The 22,934-nt window shown below is 61.8% G+C and carries 18 protein-coding genes; 12 read left to right on the top strand and 6 right to left on the bottom strand.

Annotation, left to right across the window (positions count from 1 at the left end; genetic code table 11):
* Positions 1–67: 67 nt before the first annotated feature.
* The 3 genes from hemA to LAN37_14250 are packed head-to-tail and all read left to right on the top strand — an operon-like array spanning position 68 to position 2,528.
* A complete protein-coding gene (gene hemA / locus LAN37_14260; GenBank protein ID MBZ5648374.1) occupies positions 68–1,378 on the top strand; it encodes a glutamyl-tRNA reductase in 1,311 nt (436 codons plus the stop codon).
* Entirely contained in the window at positions 1,371–1,994 is a 624-nt protein-coding gene (locus tag LAN37_14255; protein MBZ5648373.1) for a tetratricopeptide repeat protein, read from the top strand. The genes hemA and LAN37_14255 overlap by 8 nt, the downstream gene beginning before the upstream one ends.
* A gap of 3 nt (positions 1,995–1,997) precedes the next feature.
* Complete coding sequence (locus tag LAN37_14250; GenBank protein ID MBZ5648372.1) at positions 1,998–2,528, top strand: hemerythrin domain-containing protein; 531 nt, start codon at positions 1,998–2,000, stop codon at positions 2,526–2,528.
* A 69-nt stretch (positions 2,529–2,597) separates the two neighbouring features.
* Here LAN37_14250 and LAN37_14245 read toward each other — a convergent pair whose 3' ends face one another.
* Positions 2,598–4,064, bottom strand: coding sequence for a sigma-54 dependent transcriptional regulator (locus LAN37_14245; protein ID MBZ5648371.1), 1,467 nt, complete (start codon positions 4,062–4,064; stop codon positions 2,598–2,600).
* Between the two features lie 36 nt (positions 4,065–4,100).
* Positions 4,101–4,463, bottom strand: coding sequence for a hypothetical protein (locus tag LAN37_14240; GenBank protein MBZ5648370.1), 363 nt, complete (start codon positions 4,461–4,463; stop codon positions 4,101–4,103).
* 90 nt (positions 4,464–4,553) lie between these two features.
* On the opposite strand from LAN37_14240, the gene LAN37_14235 reads away from it, so the two are divergent.
* On the top strand, positions 4,554–5,792 hold the full coding sequence (locus tag LAN37_14235) for a hypothetical protein (GenBank protein ID MBZ5648369.1): 1,239 nt from the start codon (positions 4,554–4,556) through the stop codon (positions 5,790–5,792).
* Positions 5,789–6,181, top strand: a complete 393-nt coding sequence (locus LAN37_14230) for a response regulator (protein MBZ5648368.1) — start codon at positions 5,789–5,791, stop codon at positions 6,179–6,181. The genes LAN37_14235 and LAN37_14230 overlap by 4 nt, the downstream gene beginning before the upstream one ends.
* 72 nt (positions 6,182–6,253) lie before the next feature.
* On the opposite strand, the gene LAN37_14225 is transcribed toward LAN37_14230, so the two are convergent.
* Positions 6,254–9,478 (bottom strand): hypothetical protein, encoded by a 3,225-nt coding sequence (locus LAN37_14225; protein MBZ5648367.1) that lies wholly within the window; start codon positions 9,476–9,478, stop codon positions 6,254–6,256.
* Positions 9,479–9,599: 121 nt separating this feature from the next.
* The gene (locus tag LAN37_14220; protein MBZ5648366.1) at positions 9,600–10,004 is read right to left on the bottom strand and encodes a hypothetical protein; all 405 of its coding nucleotides are present in this window, start codon (positions 10,002–10,004) and stop codon (positions 9,600–9,602) included.
* Between the two features lie 516 nt (positions 10,005–10,520).
* Here LAN37_14220 and LAN37_14215 point away from each other — a divergent pair.
* Positions 10,521–10,994, top strand: coding sequence for a hypothetical protein (locus tag LAN37_14215; GenBank protein MBZ5648365.1), 474 nt, complete (start codon positions 10,521–10,523; stop codon positions 10,992–10,994).
* Between the two features lie 416 nt (positions 10,995–11,410).
* Here the strand turns inward: LAN37_14215 and ccsA are convergent, their stop codons facing one another.
* Both ccsA and LAN37_14205 read right to left on the bottom strand, forming a co-directional pair.
* The gene (ccsA, locus tag LAN37_14210; protein MBZ5648364.1) at positions 11,411–12,478 is read right to left on the bottom strand and encodes a cytochrome c biogenesis protein CcsA; all 1,068 of its coding nucleotides are present in this window, start codon (positions 12,476–12,478) and stop codon (positions 11,411–11,413) included.
* A gap of 355 nt (positions 12,479–12,833) precedes the next feature.
* Entirely contained in the window at positions 12,834–14,276 is a 1,443-nt protein-coding gene (locus LAN37_14205; GenBank protein MBZ5648363.1) for a cytochrome c biogenesis protein ResB, read from the bottom strand.
* Between the two features lie 450 nt (positions 14,277–14,726).
* Between LAN37_14205 and LAN37_14200 the strand changes: the two genes are divergently transcribed.
* The 6 genes from LAN37_14200 to LAN37_14175 all read left to right on the top strand — a co-directional run bounded on the left by LAN37_14200 (position 14,727) and on the right by LAN37_14175 (position 22,599).
* Positions 14,727–16,223, top strand: a complete 1,497-nt coding sequence (locus LAN37_14200; GenBank protein MBZ5648362.1) for a hypothetical protein — start codon at positions 14,727–14,729, stop codon at positions 16,221–16,223.
* Between the two features lie 24 nt (positions 16,224–16,247).
* The gene (locus tag LAN37_14195; protein ID MBZ5648361.1) at positions 16,248–17,516 is read left to right on the top strand and encodes a 6-bladed beta-propeller; all 1,269 of its coding nucleotides are present in this window, start codon (positions 16,248–16,250) and stop codon (positions 17,514–17,516) included.
* 116 nt (positions 17,517–17,632) lie between these two features.
* Positions 17,633–18,577: a hypothetical protein gene (locus LAN37_14190; protein ID MBZ5648360.1), complete on the top strand. Its 945-nt coding sequence runs from the start codon at positions 17,633–17,635 to the stop codon at positions 18,575–18,577.
* Between the two features lie 67 nt (positions 18,578–18,644).
* Positions 18,645–19,658, top strand: a complete 1,014-nt coding sequence (locus tag LAN37_14185; GenBank protein ID MBZ5648359.1) for a peptidyl-prolyl cis-trans isomerase — start codon at positions 18,645–18,647, stop codon at positions 19,656–19,658.
* A gap of 50 nt (positions 19,659–19,708) precedes the next feature.
* Positions 19,709–21,511, top strand: a complete 1,803-nt coding sequence (locus tag LAN37_14180; protein MBZ5648358.1) for a hypothetical protein — start codon at positions 19,709–19,711, stop codon at positions 21,509–21,511.
* Positions 21,493–22,599 (top strand): 6-bladed beta-propeller, encoded by a 1,107-nt coding sequence (locus LAN37_14175; protein MBZ5648357.1) that lies wholly within the window; start codon positions 21,493–21,495, stop codon positions 22,597–22,599. The genes LAN37_14180 and LAN37_14175 overlap by 19 nt, the downstream gene beginning before the upstream one ends.
* The last annotated feature ends 335 nt before the right edge of the window (positions 22,600–22,934 follow it).

Raw genomic sequence — 22,934 nt, 5'->3', positions numbered from 1 at the left:
GAAATGGCTCCCGGTTTGGCATCCGGGATGCCTTTAGTAGGTTGTCGGAGTATTTGCCGAGGGACCTGTGGAAGCGAATCTGGTGGTGATCGGGCTCAACTTTCGCACGGCCTCGGTGGACGTGCGCGAGCGCTTCTGGGTCGGTGAATCCCGCTGGTACCAGGCCCTGCACCAATTGCGGCAACTGGATGGCATCGAAGAGGTCGTGATCCTGGTCACCTGCAACCGCACGGAGTACATCGTGTGGGCCAGCGATTTCTCGACCGCCGCCAACTCGCTGCTCGGCTATCTGAACCGCGAGTTCGGCATGAAGCTCTCCGAGTGGGAACACTTCTACCGCCTGCTGGGCGACGACGCTCTGCTGCACATGTTTCGCGCGGTCTCCGGCCTGGACTCGATGGTGGTGGGCGAATCGCAGGTGGTGAGCCAGATGAAGTCGGCCTGGGCCAAAGCGCAGGAAGCGGGCACGTCCGGGCGTTTCCTCGACCAGATCGTGGAGAGAGCGCTCGCGGTGTCGGAGCGGGTGCGGAGCGAAACGAAGATCGGAGCGGCAGCGGCGTCCGTGCCCTGCGCCGCCGTGGAACTGGCGAAAGAGATCCTGGGCTCGGTCGAGGGGCGCAAGGTCATGATCCTGGGCGCAGGCAAGATGAGCGAACTCTCGGCGCGCTGCCTGCTGAAAAACGGCGCCCGCACGGTGCTGGTGGCCAACCGCACCTACGAACACGCCGCCGAGCTGGCGAACACCCTGGGCGGCGAAGCGGTCCGCTTCGAGGAGCGCTGGAAACACCTGGAGGACGCCGACATCGTGATCACCACGACCGGGTGCCCGCACGTCATCCTGACCCGTGACGAAGTGGAGCGGCTGTGCGAGCGGCGCGGCGGCCGTCCGGTGTTTTTCATCGACATTGCCGTGCCCCGGAACATCGAACCCGCGGTGCGCGAGGTGCGCGGCGCTTTCCTTTACGATTTGGACGACCTGGAGCAGGTGGTAGCGCGTAACATGGGCGAGCGCCGCGGCGTGGCCGCCGAGGCCGAGCGCCTGGTGGCCGAGGAGGCGCAGCATTTCAGCCGGCGTCTGGCGATGGAGCGCGTGGCGCCGGCCATCGTCGCCCTGCACCAGCGCCTGGACGAGATCGGACGCCAGGAAGTGGAACGCTACGCGCGCGAAGCCGGACCGCTGCCACCCACCCAGCGGCAGGCCTTCGAGACGGTGATCTCCCGCGTGGTGCAGCGGATCGCCGCATCGCTGGCCCGCGAAATGAAGCAGAGCCCGGAGAACAGCGACCAACAGGAACTCGCGGGGATGGTGCAGAAACTCTTCCAGCTGGAAGCAGCGGCCTCGAGGGCGCCCGTCGTTAAAGGAGTGGGGAATGCGTAACAACTACAACGAGGCCAGCAACAAGACCTGGACCAGCCGCGAGGCTTATCTGCTGGCCATGGTCACGTTATTCTGCGGGCTGGTCGCCGGATACCTCTTCCACGGTTCGTCCTCGCCCTCGACGGCGACGGCCGCTCCGGCTCAAACGTCGGCTGCCGCGGCGCCGGCGGCCGTACCTTCGCTCCAGTCGCCCGACCAGCTCAACCTGATGGTGCAGCCGCTGCTCGACGCCGCCAAGGCCAATCCCAGCGACCCCAAGCCCCTGGTCGAGATCGGCAACGCCTACTACGACCACCAGTTCTATCCCGAGGCGATCAAGTACTACCAGAAAGCCCTGGCGCTGAAGCCCAACGACGTGAACGTCCGCACCGACATGGGTACGGCGATGTTTTATTCCGGCTCGTCCGCCCAGGCCATCGCGGAATTCGAGAAGGGGCTGAAGGTCGATCCTAAACACGCGCAAACGCTCTTCAACATGGGCGTGGTGAAGCTGCAGGGGCTGAACGACCCCCGGGGCGCCATCGCCGTCTGGCAACGCCTGCTCGAGACCAATCCGAATTATCCGGAAAAGCAGAAGGTGCTCGAGATGATGGAGAAAGCAAAGTCGAAGGGCTGACCTATGACCGAGACCGCATCCATCCAGCAGCTTTTGGACGACCACAAGTACTCGGAGTCGCGCTTCGCCGAGCTCGACGAGCTTCTGGAGCAGTTCAAGCTCGATAGCACCTGGAGCCCGGAACGTGTGCGCACCTTCGAGCGCTTCGCCGAATACTTCCGCGTAGACCTGATGGTGCACATGCGCAAGGAGGACGAGATCCTCTATCCCGCGCTGGAAGAATTCCTGCCTCGCGACGTGGGCCCGCTCATGGTGCTGCGCACCGAGCACGACGACATCGTCTCCAACTTCAACCGCATGCAGAATTCCTACCAGTTGATGCTGCAAGGCAACGTGCGGCCGGAGGTGGTGCAGAAGTTCCTCTTCTTCGGGACTACCCTGCTGCAACTCCTCCACGATCACGCCTATAAGGAGGAGCGGGTTCTCTTCCCCATGGTGGCGCGCTTCCTCAAGCCCGAGCTCGACGTCCGACTGGCCGGGGAGATGGAAACCCTCTCCCGCGCCGCGCACGAGATAACCCACCGCACGACCTGAGCCCGACCGGGATCATCCGCGCGGATGCGCGGCCCATGTATTCCTCTGCGATGTCTGGGGTGAATCGCCCTAGCTCTCCGGCTGGGCGCTGGGCTCTTCCTCTTCTTCGGCGTGGACGAAGCCGTACTTCTTCATCTTGTAGCGCAGGGCGTCGCGGCTGATGTCGAGCAGCTTGGCGGCGTGGGTCTGGTTGCCGTTGGCCTGCTGCAGCGCCAGCTCGACCATGGCGCGCTCGATCTCGTCCAGCGACGTGCCGCCCTCGGGGATGGAAAGCCGGGGCAGCGAGCGCCCGTTCGCCAGCGTCGGCGAGCCGCCTTGCGGCGACGAGCTGTGCTCGAAGGCGGTCAGGCGCGCGTGCTGCTGGGCCACGGCGAAGGGCAGGTAGGCGGGCCGAAGCACCGCCTCGTCCTCCAGGATCATGGCGCGCTCGATGGAATTCTTCAGCTCGCGCACGTTGCCCGGCCAGTCGTAATTGAGCATGAGGCGGCGGGTGTCGTCGCTCACCCCGCGGATCGCCTTGCGGAACTTGCGGTTGTAGTGCTCGATGAAGAACTCCACCAGGGGCACGATGTCTTCACGGTGTTCGCGCAGCGGCGGGATGAAGATGGAGATGATGGCCAGGCGGTAATAGAGGTCCTGGCGGAAGTGGCCCTCCTGCACGGCCTTCTCCAGGTCGCGGTTGGAGGCGGCGATGACGCGCACGTCCGCCTGCAGGTCCTTGACTCCGCCCACGCGCCGGAAGCCCTGGTCTTCGAGCACGCGCAGCAGCTTGGCCTGCAGGAACGGCGATAGCTCGCCGATCTCGTCGAGGAAGAGCGTGCCCTTGTCGGCGACCTCGAACAGGCCCTTCTTCATCGCTTTGGCGTCGGTGAATGCGCCGCGCTCGTGGCCGAAAAGCTCGGCTTCCATCAGGGTCTCGGGGATGGCGGAGGCGTTGATGGCGACGAAGGGCTTGTCGGCCCGCGACGACTGGTAGTGGATGGCCTTGGCGATCAGGTCCTTGCCCGTGCCGCTCTCTCCTTGAATGAGGATGGTGGAGGCCTCGCTGGCGGCGACCTTGCGCACGAAATTCATCAGCTCGCTCATCTTTTTCGAGACGCCGACCACGTCGTGATAGCCGATGCGGCGGCGCACTTCGCCGCGCAAGCTCTCCACCTCGCCGCGCAGGCGCGTGGCCTCGAGCGCGTTCTGCGTGGTCACGGCGAGTTCGTCGAAATCGATGGGCTTGCCGATGAAGTCGTAGGCGCCCAGCTTGATGGCCGCCTTCACGTCGTCGAGCTGCGGGTCGGCGGTGATCATGATCACGGCGCGCGCTCCGCCGGAGTCCTTCAGCTTCTGCAGCACTTCCAGGCCGGTCATGTCCGGCAGGTGGACGTCGAGCAGGATGACGTCGGGAGTGGAAGCCTGCGCCGCCTTCAGCGCGGTGGCGGCGTTCTCCGCCTCCAGCACCCGGTAGCCCCACTCTTCGAATTTCTGGCGGAGGGACCAGCGGACAAGCTTCTCGTCGTCCACGATCAGGATGGTTTCGTCAGCCATGGATGTGTGATTGTCTAGTGTAGCGCACCCGCGTATTCACTGCGTTTTTGCGAACTCCGCCAGCAGCTTCTCGATTCTTTCGATCTCGTTCTGGACGTCGGGCAGGACCTCGAGCGCGGGGCTGCCCGCGGGCAGGTCGCGGCCGATGATGTCCAGCACCCCGGCGATCCCGGCCAGCGGGTTCTTGATGTCATGCACCAGTCGCTCGACCGCGCGGCCGGTGCCGGAGGCGCCGCGCTGCTCGCGCAGGGCGCGCATCGTGTCGTTGAACTCGCGGCCCAGCCTGCCGACGGCGCCGTCCGCGCCGGCGAACGACACGGTGACGCTGAGGTCGCCGGCGCGCACTCGGGCCAGCGCGGCGATCAACTCTTCCACCACGTTTTCTGCGGACAGGCTCACAGAAGGGCGTCTCTCGTATACTTATTGATGGTAAATCATCCCCTGCATTTCTGACGTACTGGGAATCGCTTGGAAACTTTTCTGGAAGAAATGAAGCGGTACATCGGCTTCTCCGCCGAGGACGCGAAGCTGCTGCGCGAACTCGGTCCGCGCATGGAGAAGTACCTGCCGGAGATGGCGGAGCGCTTCTACGCCCAGATCCCGCAGCATGCGGACGCCAACCGCGTCTTCACCCAGGGCCAGGTGCAGGTGGACCGCCTGAAAGGAACGCTGCAACACTGGGCGCGAGGGCTGTTCTGCGGCGTGTACGACGGAGCCTACGCGCAACTGCGCTACCGCATCGGGCAGATGCACGTGCACATCGGCCTGGAACAGAAGTACGTGATCAGCGCCATGGGCATCGTGCGCGCCTTCCTGACCGAATGCCTGCTACTGGAATATTCAGCCGGCGACGTCCGCATCCGATTCAGCCGCTCCCTGGGCAAGATCCTCGACCTCGACCTCAATCTGATGTGCCAGAGCTACATGGAGGCGACGACCGAGAACCTGCGTTTGCTCAATGAGCAGTTGGAGCGGGCCAATAGGGACCTTGCGGAATTAAGCCATACCAAAGACGAGTTCCTGGCGCACACTTCGCACGAGCTGCGCACGCCGCTCAATTCCATTCTCGGGTTCACCAAACTGATCCTGGACGGGTTTGCCACCGATCCGGAAGAGCAGAAGGAACTTCTGCGGGACGTGTACTCGAGCGCGCAGCATCTGCTGGGGCTGGTGAACGACATTCTGGACATCGGACGCATCGAGGCGGGACGCATGCCGCTCCAGATCGAGGAGCTTGACCCGCGTCTGCTGCTGGACTCGACGCTGCCGCTGGTGACGGTGCAGGCCAGCGAGAAGAAGCTCGAACTGCGCGACGAGACCCGTGGCAAGGACCTGCCGTGGGTGCGCGGCGACGCCGTCCGCCTGCGCCAGGTGCTGCTCAACGTGTTGCAGAACGCGGTGAAGTTCACCAACAAAGGCTCGGTGCGGGTGCGCGCCGCGGCGGACAGCGGCGGCATGCTGCGCATCGAAGTGCAGGACACCGGCGTCGGCGTACCCAAGGACAAGCAAGAAGTCGTGTTCCAGAAGTTCGTGCAGGCGGACCCGGCGCACTCACGGCGGGTGGGCGGCACCGGGCTGGGGCTGGCCATCTCGCGCCGCCTGGTGGAGATGATGGGCGGGCGCATCGGGCTGGAGAGCGACGGCGAAGGCCGGGGCACGAAGGTGTGGTTCACGCTGCCTCTGGCGAGCGCGGCCGTGCCCGCCGAAACTGCGGCCAAACGCTCATGAGCGCGCGCCGCGTCCTCATCGTGGAGGACAACCCGCTGGTGGCCAAGTTCTACCGCATGGCGCTGGAGCGGGGCGGCGGATTCACCTGCGTGGTCACCGAAGACGTGGACGAGATCCTGCGCGAAGTGGATTCGGGCAAGCTCGATCTCGCCATCCTCGACATCTCGCTCAGCGCCAGCCGCTTCCAGGGGGAGTTGATCGACGGCGTGCGCCTGACGCAGATGCTCAAGCAGCGCCTGCCCAAGCTGCCCATCCTGATCGCCACCGCCCACGCCATGAGCGGCGACCGCGAGCGTCTGCTGCAGTCCTCAGGCGCCGACGGCTACCTGGAAAAGCCCATCTACGACGCGGAAGCGCTGGTCGGCAAGGTCAGAGAGCTGCTGAAGTAGCTCCTTGGACCGAGCTTGCCTCCCACCCGATCATCTCCGCGATTTATCCAGCACTGACTTGACCTCGGGCCGCTACCAGCGGCGTCCAACATAAAGGTTGAATGTCCGCAGTACGCCGTTCAAGCCGGGATTCAGCTGATCCCGGTAACTGCCGTAGTAGAAGATGACGCCTCCTTCGAACTTGTTGGGGAACAGATAGTAAGCCTTGGACTGTCCGATCCACTGGGGGACGATGACCTGCGAGACCTGGGTGGCGCCAAGACTCAGGTTGGAAAGAGCGTCCACAAAGCATACCGGCGGGCACGATGAGTTGAAAGTGGCCGACGCAATCAGGGACTGGTTACCGAGCAGCGCCGCATCGGCTGGATTGACGTCGGGGCGCATATCGCTACGTGCCGAGTTATAGGTGAGCCTGAGATCAAGCCCCAGGCGCTTCTTGACCAGGTAGGTCGACTCGGCCCAGTAGGCCTGGGTGATCTGCTTGTAGGGCACGGCGGGTTCGTTGATGACATATCCGACCCCCGAATCGTTCTGAAACGCCATATAGGTGGTCAGACTGTTCTGCTGGTAGGAGTATCCCAGTCCCAGGTTCCACCCCGAGACGGGCCGCAAGGTGGCGCTGAGCGTCTCAATGTAGAAGCGGTTGCGCCGCTGGAAATCCCCGGGAAGTCCGGTTCCATCGAGCCGGAGAAGCGGACTGGCGGGAAAGGCATTCTGGACGATGATGTTCACGTCGTTGGAGAAGGTCAGCCATTTTGCAGGCGTGACCCAGATATTGGCGAAGGCACGGTTGTTGCTCTGGGGAACGGTCAGGTAGCCGGGATCGTGGGTCCCGGTCCATTCGTATCCCGCGCGCGCGCTCCAGTGCCCGCGGCCGTGATAACGCAGCGCCAGACCTGTAGTGTTGCTGAAGGATTCGGGTACGACCATCAACAAGTCCGAGTTGCTGAAGGAGTAGCCTTGCGGCCACAGGGACGAATTGGATCGGGTGATGCCAGTGCGCCGGTAGTAGCCTTCCACATCGAAGCCCTTGGGTAGTTCGTAGTCCGAGCGCACGCCGATCGTGTGCCGATGATAGGAAACATTCCCAAACAGGTCGTAGAAAGGTATGAAGTTGTTGATGAGGTTCTGCTGGTGGTAGTCGGCAGTCACCCGCAAGCGGTCGAGCGGACGCCAGTTCACGGTCTCGTCGGTCTGGAACGTGTTCTGCGGGTTGCCGGTCAGTGTGTTGCGTAAGCGCGTATAGCTAACGTGGCCGTTGAAGCTGACTTTGGGCGAAGCCGTCCAGGTCAAGTTCAGCGTGTCCGACGACGCCTGGTTGGGGGAGGGGATGTCGAGCGGGTAGTTTCCGGGCACGACGGCGGGCGGCGTGGGTATCGGGAAAGGAGGCGGCTCGTCTGCCGGGGTGAACGGTCCAAAGATGCCGGTAGGAAATGTCCACCGATCGGCGAAGCTGCTGAAAAGATGCTCCCAGGTGATCCTGACGGGACCGAGGTCAATGTCCGCGCCGCCAGCGATATTCCGAGTCGTGTAGTTGGTCCGCTGGCGCTGGGATGTGTAGTGGCAAAACTCGCCGCAGTTGTTGTTCGTGTTCTCGTCGAGATACCTAAGTTGAGTCACCCCTGCCCTGGCCTTCCAATCCCCCTTCACGAAGAGATGGACCGGCAGTTTCGGCACCTTCAAGCGTGCGTAGGCGTTGCCAAGCCTTCTGGTCACCGCGAGGGGCGTGTGAGAAGGGATCAGATCGATGCTGCCGTCAGGGGGAAGGAAGTCCGACGACATCGCTCCCGCGTAGAAAGGATAATGGTCCTGCTGCTGCACGAAGCTGCGCATGTCGAACCCGGCCTTCAGCCACTCACCCACAGTCAGCTGGGAGGCGGCAGAGTAATCGTCGCCGGTCAGGAGCTCGGCGCGGGAGACCAGGGTCAAGTGGTTCTGGGGTGAGACATAGGTAGTGACGGCGCTTGCCCCAGCCGACTGTTGCAGGGTGTCATACTCGCCGACCCGGCCCAGGAAGCCGGAACCGTCAACGAAGCGGTACGAGCCTGGAGTCAGGGAGTAGACCGAGTATGGGCCGGCTCCCTCCGCGGCTCCAGGATCTCCGCCCCCACCCCCCATGTTCCCGCCCGACAGCGGCGGCAGATATCCGGATGACATCATGCCCAGCGTCCCGCTCGCAGCGCCTACGGCATACGACGGCACGTGAGACGGAACCGGACGCAGCGCCGAAGAGACCGCCGAATGTGCGGCCATTGGCGCCACCGGGGAGTGAGCAGATGCAGGCGGGGGATCAGGCAAGCCGTAGGGCCCTTTGTCCACGAATCTGCTGCCGCCGCTGGGTGTGGCGACATCGGTGCCGTGGATCGACCCGTGGCAGTTGGTGCAGCGATCGGGCAGGGGCAGACCGGCCCCGTTATGGTGGCCGGCATGGCATTGCAAGCACAGCGCAGGCATGCTCACGGAGAGCAAATTCGTGTTCGGCGAGCCGTGGGCGGTGTGGCAGTTCATGCAGTTTTCCGTCACCGGGGGATGCTGGTAGGCAAACGGCCCGCGATACTGGGCATGGCAGCCCAGACAGAGCTGATTCACGCTCGCCGTCCGCAGATTGTTGCCCGCCGGCCCGCCATGCGGATCGTGACAATCCGCACAACTCATCTTGCCTTCGCGCAAGGGGTGATGGTAGGGCATGCTGAGTTGCGCGCCTTGGGTCTGATGGCACTTGATACAGGCATCGTTCGTCTCTGATCTGGGCCGGAGTATCACATTGGTTTCCGGTGACACTGACCCTGCAGTGAAGGCTGCCCGAGTCGCCGTATCGAAGCGCATCCGGCCTTCGTCCGCGGCTTTCAGGGCGCGGTCGTGGATCTGGTGGCAATCGATACAGCGAACGTGGTTCGCTGCGTGCGACCCGCCCAACCAATGCCGTACCTTCTCGTCGCGCGTGTGGCAGCCCAAGCAAACACCGTTGGCGGTCTGTGCCGGGCGTTTCCCGAAGCTGATGATCTTCGCCACGTCACCGCCTCCATCCACGTGGAGGCTGCCCTTGCCGTGGCAATCCTCGCATTCCACTCCCTGCTGCTTGTGAAAAGCATGCTGGAAATTCTTGCTGGTATCCTCGTGACAGCCCGCGCAGACGTCGCTTCCCACGCTGGAGGAGCCGGGGATATCAACGTATTTTGCGAGCGCCTTCTCCCGTTCCGGACGAACAGGTGATGCAGTCGCATTCGGGACTCCCCACCCGGCCCACAACAGCAATGAAGCTCCAATGAATAAGATGGTAAGAGAACGGAAATACATGATGCTCCTCCCGGTGCAAGTGGCTATTACAGCTTGCGTTCAACGAGAAGGACGCCCGCGTGTACCCCGAACTCATGCGGTCCGAGTCTTCAACGCGGAAGGTTGTGGGGCGTATCTCAGGTCAGCTAAGAGGCGGAGAGTGATTCCCGGTCGCGGCGCCAGGAGTTGCGACGCTGGCAGCATGGACGGGCTCGGAGACGGATTCGGAAGCGCGAGGAAGAGAAAAGACTGATTGGGACGTTAAAGCTGCATGCAAGCCGGGCGTTCCAGCCGGAGCTGGCAGCTGCTGGTCACTCTTTAAGCTGGTAGAAACCGCCTTCGACGTCTTGACATCATTGATCAACGCCAATCCCGCCAAGTCGTCGTTCGCGGAGATCACCGGAAACAGCAGCGCGAGGATAAAGGTCAGGCTGAGGAGTTCAGACAGATGGGCGCGGCGTCTCCTGCGGCTCGGCGCCACCCACTGGGCGACTGCCGCGACGGCCAGCGAAACCCAGAGCAGGTTGAGAAACGCCTCGAGCGTCATGTGCGCCCAGGGGCACCGGTCAAGGGAGGATTCGAATGCCTTGTGCGTCCAAGGGACAGAACAGATGGCCAACGGCAGGGTGGCGAGGGCCACCCCGCTGATGATCAGCCGATTCTTAACAGACCTGCGCACGGTGTACGGTGCGGCCGCGATGGGAAACTGCGGTCGTCCGACCTCGGGCGCAATTCTCCTTCGTCGCGGAGCGCCGCGCAGTGCCGGTAATCACCTTCTTATGTGTTCTGAGTCACGTATCAGCGATTCAACCGACGGCGGATTTCAGCTCTTATCCAGGGCTCGCGCCCGGAGCTGAATTCTGTCGCCCGCTGAAGCGGGCTGCGCGGGCGGGGCGCGCTACGCGAATCCCTCAGCGGCTGAAGCCGTCCGGCATTTTGCGACGTATACGCGGCACTGAAGTGCCGCACTACCTCGTTGCGCCGGCCGCTGGCGCGGGCTGCGGGGCCGCGTGTGACGGCGGTCACGGTTGGTGAAAGCTGTGGGTGAGACACTGACTCGCGAATGCCTCTTCGCCTGAAACGCGCACCGAAATGGTTGAACGACAAAGCCAAGGGAGAACTGGCGGAGATCGTCTTCCTGCTCAAGGTGTCGGCGCTGGGGCTGGTGGCGTCGAAGCCCTACGGGGACAACCAGCCGTTCGATTTCAGCGTTTTCAGCCGGCGGCTGGGCTCATTGCGGGTGCAGGTGCGGTCGGGATGGACCGCGCGAGTGTGTTTCCGGGTCAAGCCGTACCGGTCGGGGCGGGGTCCGGGGGACGGCTACGATCTGCTGGTGGTGTACGTTCCGCTGTTCGATGCTTGGTATGTGATTCCGGCGAAAGTGCTCAAGAATTGCACGGCCGCATACCTGTACCCGCATCGCCCGAGCCGGGGACGGTTTGAGAAGTATCGCAACGCGTGGCATCTGCTGAGCGGAGATCCGGCGGACGACAAGCGCTGGCTGGGGCTGACCATCCACGCGGCAGCGGAGGAGTAGCCGGATCCGGAGCCCTCTTAGAAGGGCGCTTGCGCGGCGTGGTTTCCTCAGCGGCTAAAGCCGTCCGATATCTTGCGGAGCCGTACGCGGCACTGAAGTGCCGCACTACCTCCTTGCACGCCAGCGTACGCGGCACTGAAGTGCCGCACTACCTCCTTGCGCGCCAGCCGTACGCGGCCTCCTTGCACGCCAGCGGGTCGCGCGGGTGACGCCGTCGCGGAGCTTGTGCCGCCCCTAAAGGGGATGAGGATTTTTTCTCGCCGCCATAAACCCCCGCCTCCTTCGGCTCCGCTCAGGACAAGTTCCGGCGGGGGCTTCCACCAGCGGTGAAATGAGGGGGGGCCGGATTTTGTCCGGCCCCGTGGGGTGTCGCGCCTATTGCGAGCCTGGCCCGGCTCGCAGGGGGTATGAAGGGGTTAAGCGTAGGCGTGCAGCCCCGGTAAGAGGTACGTGACTCCGAAGAACGTGAACATGACCACGGCGAAGCCGAGGATGGCGAAGTAGGCGGCGCGGCGTCCGCGCCAGCCGCGCGCGATGCGCATGTGCAGATAGCCGGCGTACACGATCCAGGTGATCAGCGCCGCGGTTTCTTTCGGGTCCCAGCTCCAGTACGAGCCCCACGTCTGATTGGCCCAGTACGCGCCGGCGGCGATCATCAGGGTCAAGAGCGGGAAGGCGATGCCGATGGTCTTGTAGGTCAGGCTGTCGAGGCGCCCGGCCGAGGGCAACATCTCCTGCAATCCTTCCCTTCTCCACTTCAACATCAGGTAGAGCAGCGAGGCCATCAGGCCCGCGATCAGCCCGGAGAGGATGAAGGGGCTGGTGGAGAGCCGGGTGGCGAAGAGACCGTCGGCCATGGGGGAGGGATAGGCGCCGTCGCGGGCGCGGGTGATGAAGGCCGCCGTGGCCAGCACCTGGAAGAGCATGCCGACGAAGAAGGCGGCGTCGGCCATGCGGTACTTGTTCTCATCGCCGGCAAACCATCCCCAAAAGTAGAGGCCGGTGGGAACCAGGGTGACGATCATGGCCAGCAGGAACATCCATCCCAGATTGGGGATGACGACCATCAGCGACTGCCCGCGCTGGATGATGAACTCGCTGTTGCTCTGGGGGTCGAAGGCGGCGACCTTGAGGCCGCCCTCGGCGAAGCGCGTGATGATGGCGGCGTAGATGAGACTGACGAACACGCTGGTATTGGCCAGGAACGATTCCGTGCGCATGTTGTCCTGGATGAGGAACATCATGGCCAGGGCGAAGCTGACGGCGCAGGCGGCATAAGACAGCATGGCGAGGGTGACGTGGATGTGCAGCCAGGTGGATTGCAGCGCCGGCACCAGCGGGTGAATGTCGGAGGGCAGCAACTGCATGAGGATGATGCCCAGCGCGGCCAGCGGCATGGTGATGGTCCCGACCACTTTCACGCCATAGCGCTTCTGCACGAACAGGGTCAGCACGGCGATGGACCAGACAAACGCGAGCAGCATCTCGTAGATGCTGGAGAAGGGGGCGTGTCCGGCGACGTACCAGCGGTGCGCGCCGGCGCCGGTGTTGGCGAAAAATCCCAGCCAGGTGGCGGCCCACGCGGCCTTGATGAAGCGGTCGGTGCCGGTGACGGCGAAGCCCACGTAAAGCACGGTGGCCGCGGCGTAAAAGGTGAGCGCAACGAAGAGCAGGTTGTCTTCGGTGAAGAATGTCCGGGTCTTGATGGTGCCGAGGAAGGACATCAGGAGCATGAAGACGGTCGCCAGCGAAACCAGGAAGAGCAAGAGATTGCTGCTCCCGGCGGGGTGCTGTTCGGCATGAGCACGGGTACTCATTACAGGTTCTCCGATCCGATCCCTAGTGCGCCACCAGTTCCGAGGCGCGGTGCGTCTCGCGCGCTGCGGCGGCGGCAGCCTCCAGGTTGTTCTCGATCAATAGGACGAGGTGATTGAAACGCTGCTCGACCTCGTCCCGGTTCTTGCTGGCCGAAGCGCCCACCCACAGGACCAGTCGTCCGCGGCCGTCGTCCACCGGGACCGCCCAGAAGCGGATGTGGACGAAGTAGAAAACCAGCGCCAGCGCGAAGCCCATCAGGATGACGCCGGCCCACACGCCCCATTGCCCCGGCTCGTAGGAAACCTCGAGCCCGGTGTAATGCTGCGGCTCCATCCCGGCGACTGCGAAGTCGTAGGGGGAATCGTTGCCGTGGGCGAACTCGGGCATCTTGGGAAAAAGCCAGGCGGAAACGTCTCCCTTGGCGGTGGTGACGACAAGTTGGAGGGCCGGGTTGTTGGGCTGCTGCGAGCGCGTCTGAATCTGGTTGCCGGCGATCTCGAAATCGGGGACGAACTGCGCCAGGCGGACGGTTGTAGCGGGGTCGAGGGACACGGTCTTGTCGGGCGCCAGTTCGAGTGTCTGCCGGGCGCCGCCGGCCTTGGCCGTGGCCGTCACCTTGACCGCCTGCAACTCGCCGGTCGGACCGTAGCCCGATTGGAAAAAGCGGATCCCCCGATGGACCAGGGGATCATTCACGGCGATCTCTTTGGCCTGAGTCTGGTGACCGTCTTCGATGACAGCCAGCTTCGACCACCAGCGCTGGGGACTTCCGTCGGGATAGTTCTCCTGTCCGGTGCCATCGCAACGCAGGGAAAAGGGAAGGGTCTTGCGCGTGCCGTCGCGCATCTCGATCTGCCGGCCGGTCTCGCCTGGAACCAGGGAGATGTAGCCGCGATAGCCCCACAGGCCATCGATCATGACGCCGGCGAAGATCAGCAGCAGGCTGGCGTGCACAACGAAGGGAGCCAGGCGGGCGAAGCGGAATTTCTCGGCGTAAAGGGAAACGGTGTCCTTGATGATGCGCTGGGGCCGGAGACCGACGGAGCGGAAGGCGGCCTCGGCGGCCTCGATGCCGCTGGCCTCGTCGCGAATGCGGATCTCGTGCTGCATGCTGAGCGAGGCGAGGAAGTGAGGCTCGGCGCGGCGATAGGGGCGAGCGAAATATTTCCAGACCTGGGGCCAACGATCCAGCGAAGCGACCACGATGTTGGCACTGAGCAGGGCAAGCAGAACGGCGAACCACCAGCTGTGGAAGACGTCGGTCAGGCCGAGGGCATCGAGCCAGCGCAGGATCTGGGGCGAGTACGCCTGGTGAAGCTTATTGGCGTCGTTGATCGGGCGCTGCATGATGATGGTGCCCGCAAAGGTGGCAATCCCGATAAGAATCAGCAGGACGATGCCGGTGCGGACGGAGCCCATCAACTGCCAAAACCGGCGTTTCCAAGCGAGGAGGTCTGGAACCATGAGCGCTTTCCCTTCGCTACGAAGAAAGGCAACTGCGGGGCCAGAATCGAAGACCGGGGAAGTGACTGAAGGCGAGAGAGTTAGGCCGAGAAGGAGAATTCAGGAGCGGCTCCAGATTGTGCGATTTCACCCAGTGGTGCGTTTTCCCGCCTGTTGTGTCATTCAGCAGAGCTGTTTTCTCGTTCGTTTTCTGTCGACAAAGGAGCGATAGCTGACGTCAAGAGGGGCCAGGACGGGGGCGGCCGGACGCGAACTCCAGAGTGGTTGATTACGGCTGCGGGTTTTCACCGCGAAAGTTGAGGGAGAAGGCCCATTTCTCGACTAGCCCCTCTAGAGTTTGCATCTGTTGGAAACGAATAAGTAACTGATAACAAATGACATACCTCTTGTTTCTCAGAATCTCGGGTACGGCTACTGCCGTGCACCTATCTTGGCCGGAGATATTCATCAGTGACGGCCCTGACCAATCCGCTCCATCTCCTGATCCGGCAGGCGGGGAAGATTGCTTCCCTTGGCCAGCAGACATTATCTGGAGCGACGGCGCTGATCGTTGTGCTGCTCTTGGTTTCGCCCGCGGCAGCAAAGAAACATCCGGTACCGCTGGCGAAGAACACGGACGCGGCGACTTGCATCGGCTGCCACGAGAACAAGAGCAAAGGCAAGGTCGTGCATTCGGCCATCGCCATGGGGTGCACCGCCTGCCACGAAGTCCGGGTCAACAAGGAAACCACCTACGTCAAGCTGACCACCACCACCACCTCGGCTCTATGTGCCACCTGCCACAGTGATAAAAAGGCCGCCGATATCAAAGGGCACGTGCACCAGCCGGCGGTGCGGGATTGCATCAAGTGCCACGACCCGCACACGGCAGAGAACAAGAATCAGCTCCGCAAGGCGACCTCGGGCGCGAGCCGGAACGAAAACCTTTGTCTCACCTGCCACACGCAGGGGGTCAACGTCCAGGACAAGGGCAGCCGTCACGCGGCGCTGGACATGGGGTGCGAGACTTGCCACGTCACGCACAAGAACGGCGATGCGGCGCAGCGAGAGTTCCGTTATCACCTGACCAAAGGCACGCCGGCGCTTTGCCTGGATTGCCACGACGCCAAGGACGCGAACCTGCAGAAAGCGCACCAGAACCAGCCGTTCGGAACTACGGACTGCATCCAGTGCCACGATCCGCACCAGTCGAAGGCGCCGAAGCTGATGCAAGCGTTCACACACAATCCATTCGAGAACAAGATGTGCGACAGCTGCCATCAGCCGGCGAAAGATGGAAAAGTTGTGCTGACCCAGGCGAACGCCAGGGCGCTCTGCGTTACGTGCCACGAGGACAAGGCGAAGCTGATCGATAGCGCCAAGGTGCAGCATCCCGGTGCGCAGGGAGAGTGCGTCGACTGTCATACCCCGCACGCCAGCAAGTCGCCAGGTCTGCCCAGGACCGATCCGGTGAATATCTGCCTGGGCTGCCACTCGGACCAGGCGGAGCAGCACAAGAAGGCCGTGCTCCACCAGCCGGCGTTCGAGCAGGGATGCGCTGTCTGCCATCAAGCGCACGGCGGCGACAACCCCAAGCTGCTGCGGGCGAGAAGCTCGAACCAGTTATGCCTCGAGTGCCATGGTCCGGACGCCAACCCGCAGAAGCTGGAGAGCGAACACTTGGTAACGATTTTTGACGGCAAGGTGAGGCTGCCGGAGAACTACTTCCGCAAGGTGGTGGTGCTGCCGCTGAAGTACAACCTGGGCCATCCGGTAGAGCTTCACCCGGTTTCGAACTTGATGGATCCGGCAGACAGCACCAAGGTCAGGACTTCCCTCAACTGTCTGACCTGCCATCAGCCGCACGCTTCGGCCCAGCCTGATCTGCTGGTAAAGGATCAAGCCAATAACATGGCATTCTGCGACACGTGCCACAAGAACAGACTGAATATGCAGCAAACACGCTAGACGCGGGATTGGGGAGTAGGGGAGATGTCTGAAGTTCGTTCAAGTTCGATTCGCGGTGGCGAGGGAGTGATAGCGCTGGTGGTTCTGCTGGCCGTGGGAATGGCTTTGCCGTTCTCCCTTTATGGCGCCGAAAAGAAAAAGAAGAAGGGAGCTGAACCGCCCAAACCTCCAGTCCTTGAGATGTTGGACTATTCCAAGATCGTCTGGCCTCAGCCGCCCGCCATCGCGCGAGTCAAGTACACGACCTACTTTGCAGGGGAGAAGATCGAACTCTCCCCGACGAAAAAGAAGCAAAGCTGGATGGACCGCGTGGCGGGGACCCAGCCGGCGAGCGAAAACCCCAAGCTTCGCTTTCAGCTATTCGAGCCGTATGGCATGGCGGTGGATTCCAAGGCCCGACTCTACGTAGCGGACGTACGAGTGGGCGCGATCTTCATTTTCAACACGGATACCAGGGATGTTGCGCTCATCAAGAATGGCATGCACGCGCATTTCGGCCGGATCACTGACTTGGCGATGGACGACAGCGACCGCCTGTTTGTCTCCGATACCGAGTTGCGCCATGTTCTGGTGTTCAACCCCAAGCATGAAGTGGAAGCCACCATCAGCGAGGGACTGGGGCGTCCAGGTGGACTGGCGATTGACACCGAGAACCGGCTTCTCTACGTCAGCGACATCGGACTGGACCAGGTGCTGGTTTTTGACGCCGACAGTCTCAGGCTGCTGCGCAAGATCGGGACGACCGGACACAATCACGAGCTCACCACGCCGGGTGACTTCGCGATGCCGGGGGGCGTAGCGGTGGATCAGGAAGGCAACCTCTATGTCGCGGACACGATGAACAACCGGGTGGAGATCTTCGACGCCGACGGTAATTTCATCAGCACCTTCGGTAAGAACGGCGACGGGCCGGGATACTTCGCGCGGCCCAAGGGTGTCGCCGTGGACGGCGATGGGCACATCTGGGTGGCCGACGGAATGCAAGATCGTGTGCAGGTGTTCGATCACGAGGGGCGGTTGCTGACCTACCTCGGCGGTCACGGGAATCTTCCCGGCCAGTTCGCGGCTTTGGTCGGGATCACCATTGACAAACAGAATCGTGTGTTTACTTCAGAGATCTATCCGGGCCGGGTGCAGCAATTTCGCTACGTGACCGATGCCGAGGCGGAGGCGGAGAGGGCACGCCGGCAGGCGGAGCTGGACAAGAAGTCGGCAAGGTCGGAGAAGCCGGCAGACACAGCGGCACAGAAGGAGAGTGCGTCCGCCGTCGAAAAAAGTTCCGCGGCAAAGTAGCCGCAAAAAGTTTGGCGGCCCCGGGGCCGCCAAACCGGAGATACGGGCGAGGCCCGTCTCCGGGCAGTAGAAACAACTTAGTTGCGCAACACAACTTATCAGGAGGACTTATCTCAATGAAGAAGCTAGCTTTGATTCTGCTGTTCGTTCTCGCCGTCACCGGCCTGGTGATGGCGCAGAGCTACCAGCCGACGGGGGACGTGCTGGGCGCTCACCAAAACAGAGGCCGCGGCTGCGCGGGCTGCCACCAGCCGCACAGCGGGCCGCCCGGAAGTGGGTTCGCCACGACTGATCCCGCCAACGGCAATTATGCGCTGTGGGGCAAGGATGTAAGCGTGCTCTATGGCACCCAGATCGCCACCGGTGATAACGGAGCATATGTGCAAGCGTTCACCGCCGGCATGCTGGCCACTCCTCGCAATAAAGAGGTGAACGGCATTCTACTTTGCCTGAGCTGCCATGACGGCAAGTACACCCCCACCAACATGATGGTGGGCCAGTCCTATGAGCAGCTGCTCGGGGTTCTCCCGTCCTGGTATGGTTCCGCCCCGATCCCGACGCTGCTCGGCAATGACGGTAGCGGAGCCGGCAACTACGCAAACGACCATCCGGTGGGCACGGCGGCTAACATAAGCGACATGACCGCGTATGGTCTCACGATGACCACCAGCACCAGCAAAAGCGGCACCGTCAGTGCGGTGTGGACGGTAGCAGCGAACTCCCAGTACGACAACTTCATGGCGGTCTATGGAATGCCGGCGCTTCGATCGGTCGGCGTCAACAGTAGCGGCAAGGCCTTCGTGGCCTGCACAACCTGCCATAACCAACACATCATGAATGTGTTCGCATCTGGAGCTGGGACAAGGCAAATCGGCAACGATGGGGGCGGCAAGTATTACCAGACGTTCTTCTTCGTCAGGGGCCCCTACAACCCCGGCGCCAACACCATGGCCGGCAATGGCATGGCGTCTTCGACTACGCAGTTCTGCCGTCAGTGCCACTTTGGGGACTCGAACGAGGCGAACAACGCTGCCAGAGGCGCTGTCCTCACTGCTTTCTAAATTGATGGCTTACAAGGGGGAGGGAGAATCTCTCTCCCCCAATTTCTCCGCCGTACGAAAGAGGATCATGAAGCACGAGTTTTCCATCACTGTTCTGCTGCTGGTGGCGCTTGGCACTGCCTCCGCCCAAGTTGCCTCCCACGCGCCAACATTGGTTACGAAGCAGCCCAGCCCAGCGAACCAGGCAACGGGCAAGCCGGTCGCCCGAGTGAACGGCGCCGTGCTGACCGACCAGGATCTGCTGCGCGAGATGTTGGCGATCTTTCCCTACGCCCGGCAGCACAACGGGTTCCCCAAGTCCCAGGAGGCTGAGATCCGTAAGGGCGCGCTGGAGATGATCATCTTCGAGGAACTGGTATACCAGGAAGCGGTGCGCCGAAAGATGACCGTGCCGCTCGCGCGCATCAATCGCGCCGAAGTGGATTTCCGCGAGCAGTTTTCCAGTCAGACGGAGTTTGACAGCTATCTGCAGAGGGAGATGAGGGGTTCCCGGCAGTTGCTGCGCGAGAGGATCCGACGCTCACTATTGATCGAGTCCCTGCTGACAACCGAGGTGGAGCACAAATCGGCGGTTTCGGCGGCCGAACTCAAGGCCTACTACGACAAAAACCCGGCGCTTTTCGAGCACGATGAGTCATTCAGCATCCAGACGATTTCGATCCTGCCGCCACCGACGGCGAGTGTGGAACAGTTGCAGAAAGCGCGCAAGCGTGCGGACGATGCGCTGCGCCAGGCAAAGGCGTCCAAGACCTACGAGGAGTTTGGCCTGTTGGCTGAAAAGCTGTCCGAGGATGATTACCGCGTGAACATGGGCGACCACCACGCCGTGGACCGCACACAACTGCCGCCGGCGGTGGTGCAGGCCGCACTGGCCATGCAGCCCGGCCAGATCAGCGATCTGATCCCAATCGATCAGGCCTACACCATCATCCGGCTGAATGCTCACAATGCGGCCAGCAAGACGGAGTTTGCCCAGGTGAAAGACTCGCTGCGGAAGGACCTGCGGAAGAACAAGACCAACCAGCTCCGCGCCAACCTGGATAAGAAGTTACGAACAAGTGCAAGAGTGGAACTGTTCTGAGGGACGGGGGTCAAAGAGAAGTGTGCAGTATCCTTCAAAGGTGGCGCTCTATGCTGGCGGGGCTTTTCCTCTGGGTGCTGCCGTGCGCTGCACAGGTGACAGTCGGCGAGAACCTCCAGATGAACGCGAATGCCACTGTGTCCGCGGGATATGCAGGATTCTATGGTAACCAAATCAGTTCCGAGCACAGCCTGGACGTGGGGCTCAGTGGCAACCTAGCTGGCTCTTTCCACAGCCCAAGTTTTGTTTCGTTCAACATCCTGCCGTACTACAACCAGTCGCGGGACAATTCCAACTATCAGTCGATCAGCGACAGCAGCGGGATCAACGCTACCGCCAACATCTTTAGCGGCAGCCATTTCCCGGGCTCCATCAGTTTCAGACGGGACTACAACAGTTCTGGAACATTCGGAGTTCCGGAAGAACCTAACTTCACGACCCATGGCAACAGCCAGGGTTTCAGCATTGGCTGGAGCGCGTTGCTTCCAGGCTGGCCCACTCTCTCGGCAAGCTACTCAAAGAGCAGCGGCGAATCCTTGGTGTATGGGACGAACACGCAGAGCAATTCCGATAATCAAAACATCAATCTCCGGTCTACATATTCGATTGCCGGCTTCCACTTGAGTGGCACCTACGATCACTCGACCTCTCAGGCGACGGTTCCTGAATTCCTGGCAGGCCAGCAGGAACAGGTTTGGACTTCAAGCGGCAGCGCGTTCGGTGTCAACGCCTCGCACTCCCTCCCCCTGCATGGGGGGTTCTCTGTTGGCTTCACCAGATCGGACTACGAGGGTGGTTCTGCGGGTAACAGCGGCACCGGCAGCACGATCGACAGCGAGAATGCGGCCGTCTCGTTCCGCCCCTCGCAGAAGCTCACTTTGTCGTTCAATGAGAGCTACAGCGACAACCTTGTTGGGGTCTTGAACCAGGCAATCCTCTCTGCCGGCGGCGTCCCACCGGTGCCTTCTGCGTCGACCTCGCACTCCCTCGGCTTGTACGGCAGTGCAGGGTACGCCCTAACGCGGAATCTGGTGGCGAACGCCCAAGTCTCGCACATCGAGCAACTCTATGGGGGGCGGAGCTACGGTGCGACCTTCTGCAGCGGAAACTTGAATTATGGGCGGAAGCTTTTCGGTTTGTTCACCTTGTCCGCAACCGTTCTGGACACCGCCACCGACGCTGGCAACAGCTCAGTCGGATTCATGGGTAATATAGGTTTCTCCCGCACTATCAAGCGGTGGAACCTGTCAGGATCGTTCAGCTACGCACAGAACGTGCAGACACTGCTGGTGTTGTATACAAGCTCCTTTTATAACTACAGCGGCAACGTGAGCCGCCGTCTGAGCAAGAACGTGGCTTGGAGCGCTGGGTTCGGCGGTGGCCACAGCGGCTTGACGGCCCAGGCAGGTTCGGGAAGCAGTGCCGAAAGCGTCTCGACCAGCCTCACGGTGCATTGGTTATCCGCCAGCGGCAACTATTCGAGATCGAGTGGGACTTCAATCCTGACTGCTTCGGGACTGCAGCCGACTCCGGTGCCCTTCCCAGTCCTGCCTGCAAGCCAGGTGATCCTCTTTGGCGGAAGCAGTTACGGATTTGGTATCGCTGCTTCCCCTGTGCGCAGGCTTTCGCTATCAGCGAACTATGCGACGGCGCACAACAGCACCGTGCAGGACACGATAAGTTCCTTGAACCGAACCGATGTCTTTAACACCACCCTACAGTACCAGTTGAGGAAGATCGGGCTCCGGGCGGGATACACCAAGTTCACGCAAGGCATCAGCGCGAGCGGCTATCCGCCGAGCGCTATATCCTCCCTTTATGTTGGGGTGTCCAGGTGGTTCAACTTCTTTTGAGCGGGGCGCGGAAGGCAAGTCTGCTCACGGTGTTGAGAGTGGCGTCTATTGCCTTTCTCCTGCTGTGTCCGGCCTGGGCATCGAAGCACGCCAGGGAGAAGGTCAGCGCTCCGGCTCCTCCGGAGCTGTTGCTGGAAGGAGGCCGCAAACTTACCTACGAACGCAGCTTCAGTTCCGAACGCGAGGTGCGCAGCAAGCGCAGCTTCTGGACCAAAGTCGTGGACATCGTCGCCGGCGAGCCTGAGTTTCACTCTTTCGTGCGTCCGTACGACATCGCAATGGACTCGCGCGGCCGACTCATCGTGACTGACCCGGGCGCTTTCGGCGTGCACATCTTTGATTTTGCACAGCAGAAGTATAAGTTCCTGCAACGCAAAGATAAGGGCAAGGATCCGTTGCGCGGGCCACAATGCATCGCCGTTGATGCCCAAGACAATATCTATGTGACTGATTCGGAGTCAGGAAAGATCTTCGTCTTCGATGCGAATGGGAAATTCAAGCACGCGCTCGGCAGTTTGAAAGGCGGAGAAGGCTTTTTCAAACGGCCGACCGGGATAGCCGTGGATTCAGCCGTACAGCGGATCTATGTTACCGATACGCTGCGCAACAAGGTATTCGTGCTCGACATGCAGGGCAGCGTGCTACAGACCATCGGGCAGAATGGCGCTGATGTTGGTCAATTTAATTTTCCTACCGAACTGCTGCTGCACGGGCAGAACCTGGCCGTCGTAGATGCCATGAACTTCCGCGTGCAGATCCTGGACCGCTCCGGGAGCTTCCAGTACGCCATCGGCAAGATAAGCGACGGCGCCGGAGGGACCTTCCGACCCAAGGGGATCGGGTTCGATTCTGAGGGCCATCTTTACGTTGTGGATGGGTTATTGAGCATGGTGCAGGTGTTTAACCGCGAAGGCCAACTTTTGTACTACTTCGGCCAGAACGGTACAGGCGCCGGCGAATTCCGCTTGCCCACCGGGTTACTGGTCGACCGAGATGATCGTGTCTATGTGGTGGATTCTTATAACCGTCGGGTTCAGGTTTTTCGCTACTTTGGACTAGCAAAGCAGGCTGGAGGGGGAAACCAGTGAAGTCCAGACTCTTGTTAGCCTGCGCAACGATCTTGTTGGCCCAGGGCGTAATGATGGCGCAAGTATCCGGCGATGTACTCGGCATGCACGACTTGTCGCCGGGGAGCGGGTCGCCGGTTCTAGCCCCTGGGAACCTCGGTTGTACGTTTTGCCACGCTCCCCACAGCGGGATCGGCGGCATAACGCCTCTGTGGAACCAGACACTTTCGAAGCAGACCTACATGCCCTACGCGAGTTCCACCTCTCCCCAGCAAGGTAACACCCAACCTCCCCTGGGGCGTTCCAGCAGCCTCTGCCTCAGTTGCCATGATGGTACGGTAGCAGTGGGACAAAGC

The sequence above is a fragment of the Terriglobia bacterium genome, from assembly GCA_020073495.1.
Lineage (GTDB): Bacteria > Acidobacteriota > Terriglobia > Terriglobales > Acidobacteriaceae > JAIQFD01.
The sequence above is the reverse complement of the archived record's forward strand: the minus strand, read 5'-3'. Positions and strand labels throughout refer to the sequence as shown.

What these genes read in the sequence shown, in the direction of transcription:
- LAN37_14255 (MBZ5648373.1), top strand. Translation starts at nt 1,371, where the DNA reads ATGCGTAACAACTACAACGAGGCCAGCAACAAGACCTGGACCAGCCGC.
- LAN37_14250 (MBZ5648372.1), top strand. Translation starts at nt 1,998, where the DNA reads ATGACCGAGACCGCATCCATCCAGCAGCTTTTGGACGACCACAAGTAC.
- LAN37_14245 (MBZ5648371.1), bottom strand. Translation starts at nt 4,064, where the DNA reads ATGGCTGACGAAACCATCCTGATCGTGGACGACGAGAAGCTTGTCCGC.
- LAN37_14235 (MBZ5648369.1), top strand. Translation starts at nt 4,554, where the DNA reads ATGAAGCGGTACATCGGCTTCTCCGCCGAGGACGCGAAGCTGCTGCGC.
- LAN37_14230 (MBZ5648368.1), top strand. Translation starts at nt 5,789, where the DNA reads ATGAGCGCGCGCCGCGTCCTCATCGTGGAGGACAACCCGCTGGTGGCC.
- LAN37_14225 (MBZ5648367.1), bottom strand. Translation starts at nt 9,478, where the DNA reads ATGTATTTCCGTTCTCTTACCATCTTATTCATTGGAGCTTCATTGCTG.
- LAN37_14220 (MBZ5648366.1), bottom strand. Translation starts at nt 10,004, where the DNA reads ATGACGCTCGAGGCGTTTCTCAACCTGCTCTGGGTTTCGCTGGCCGTC.
- LAN37_14215 (MBZ5648365.1), top strand. Translation starts at nt 10,521, where the DNA reads ATGCCTCTTCGCCTGAAACGCGCACCGAAATGGTTGAACGACAAAGCC.
- ccsA (MBZ5648364.1), bottom strand. Translation starts at nt 12,478, where the DNA reads ATGCTGCTCGCGTTTGTCTGGTCCATCGCCGTGCTGACCCTGTTCGTG.
- LAN37_14205 (MBZ5648363.1), bottom strand. Translation starts at nt 14,276, where the DNA reads ATGGTTCCAGACCTCCTCGCTTGGAAACGCCGGTTTTGGCAGTTGATG.
- LAN37_14195 (MBZ5648361.1), top strand. Translation starts at nt 16,248, where the DNA reads ATGTCTGAAGTTCGTTCAAGTTCGATTCGCGGTGGCGAGGGAGTGATA.
- LAN37_14190 (MBZ5648360.1), top strand. Translation starts at nt 17,633, where the DNA reads ATGAAGAAGCTAGCTTTGATTCTGCTGTTCGTTCTCGCCGTCACCGGC.
- LAN37_14185 (MBZ5648359.1), top strand. Translation starts at nt 18,645, where the DNA reads ATGAAGCACGAGTTTTCCATCACTGTTCTGCTGCTGGTGGCGCTTGGC.
- LAN37_14180 (MBZ5648358.1), top strand. Translation starts at nt 19,709, where the DNA reads ATGCTGGCGGGGCTTTTCCTCTGGGTGCTGCCGTGCGCTGCACAGGTG.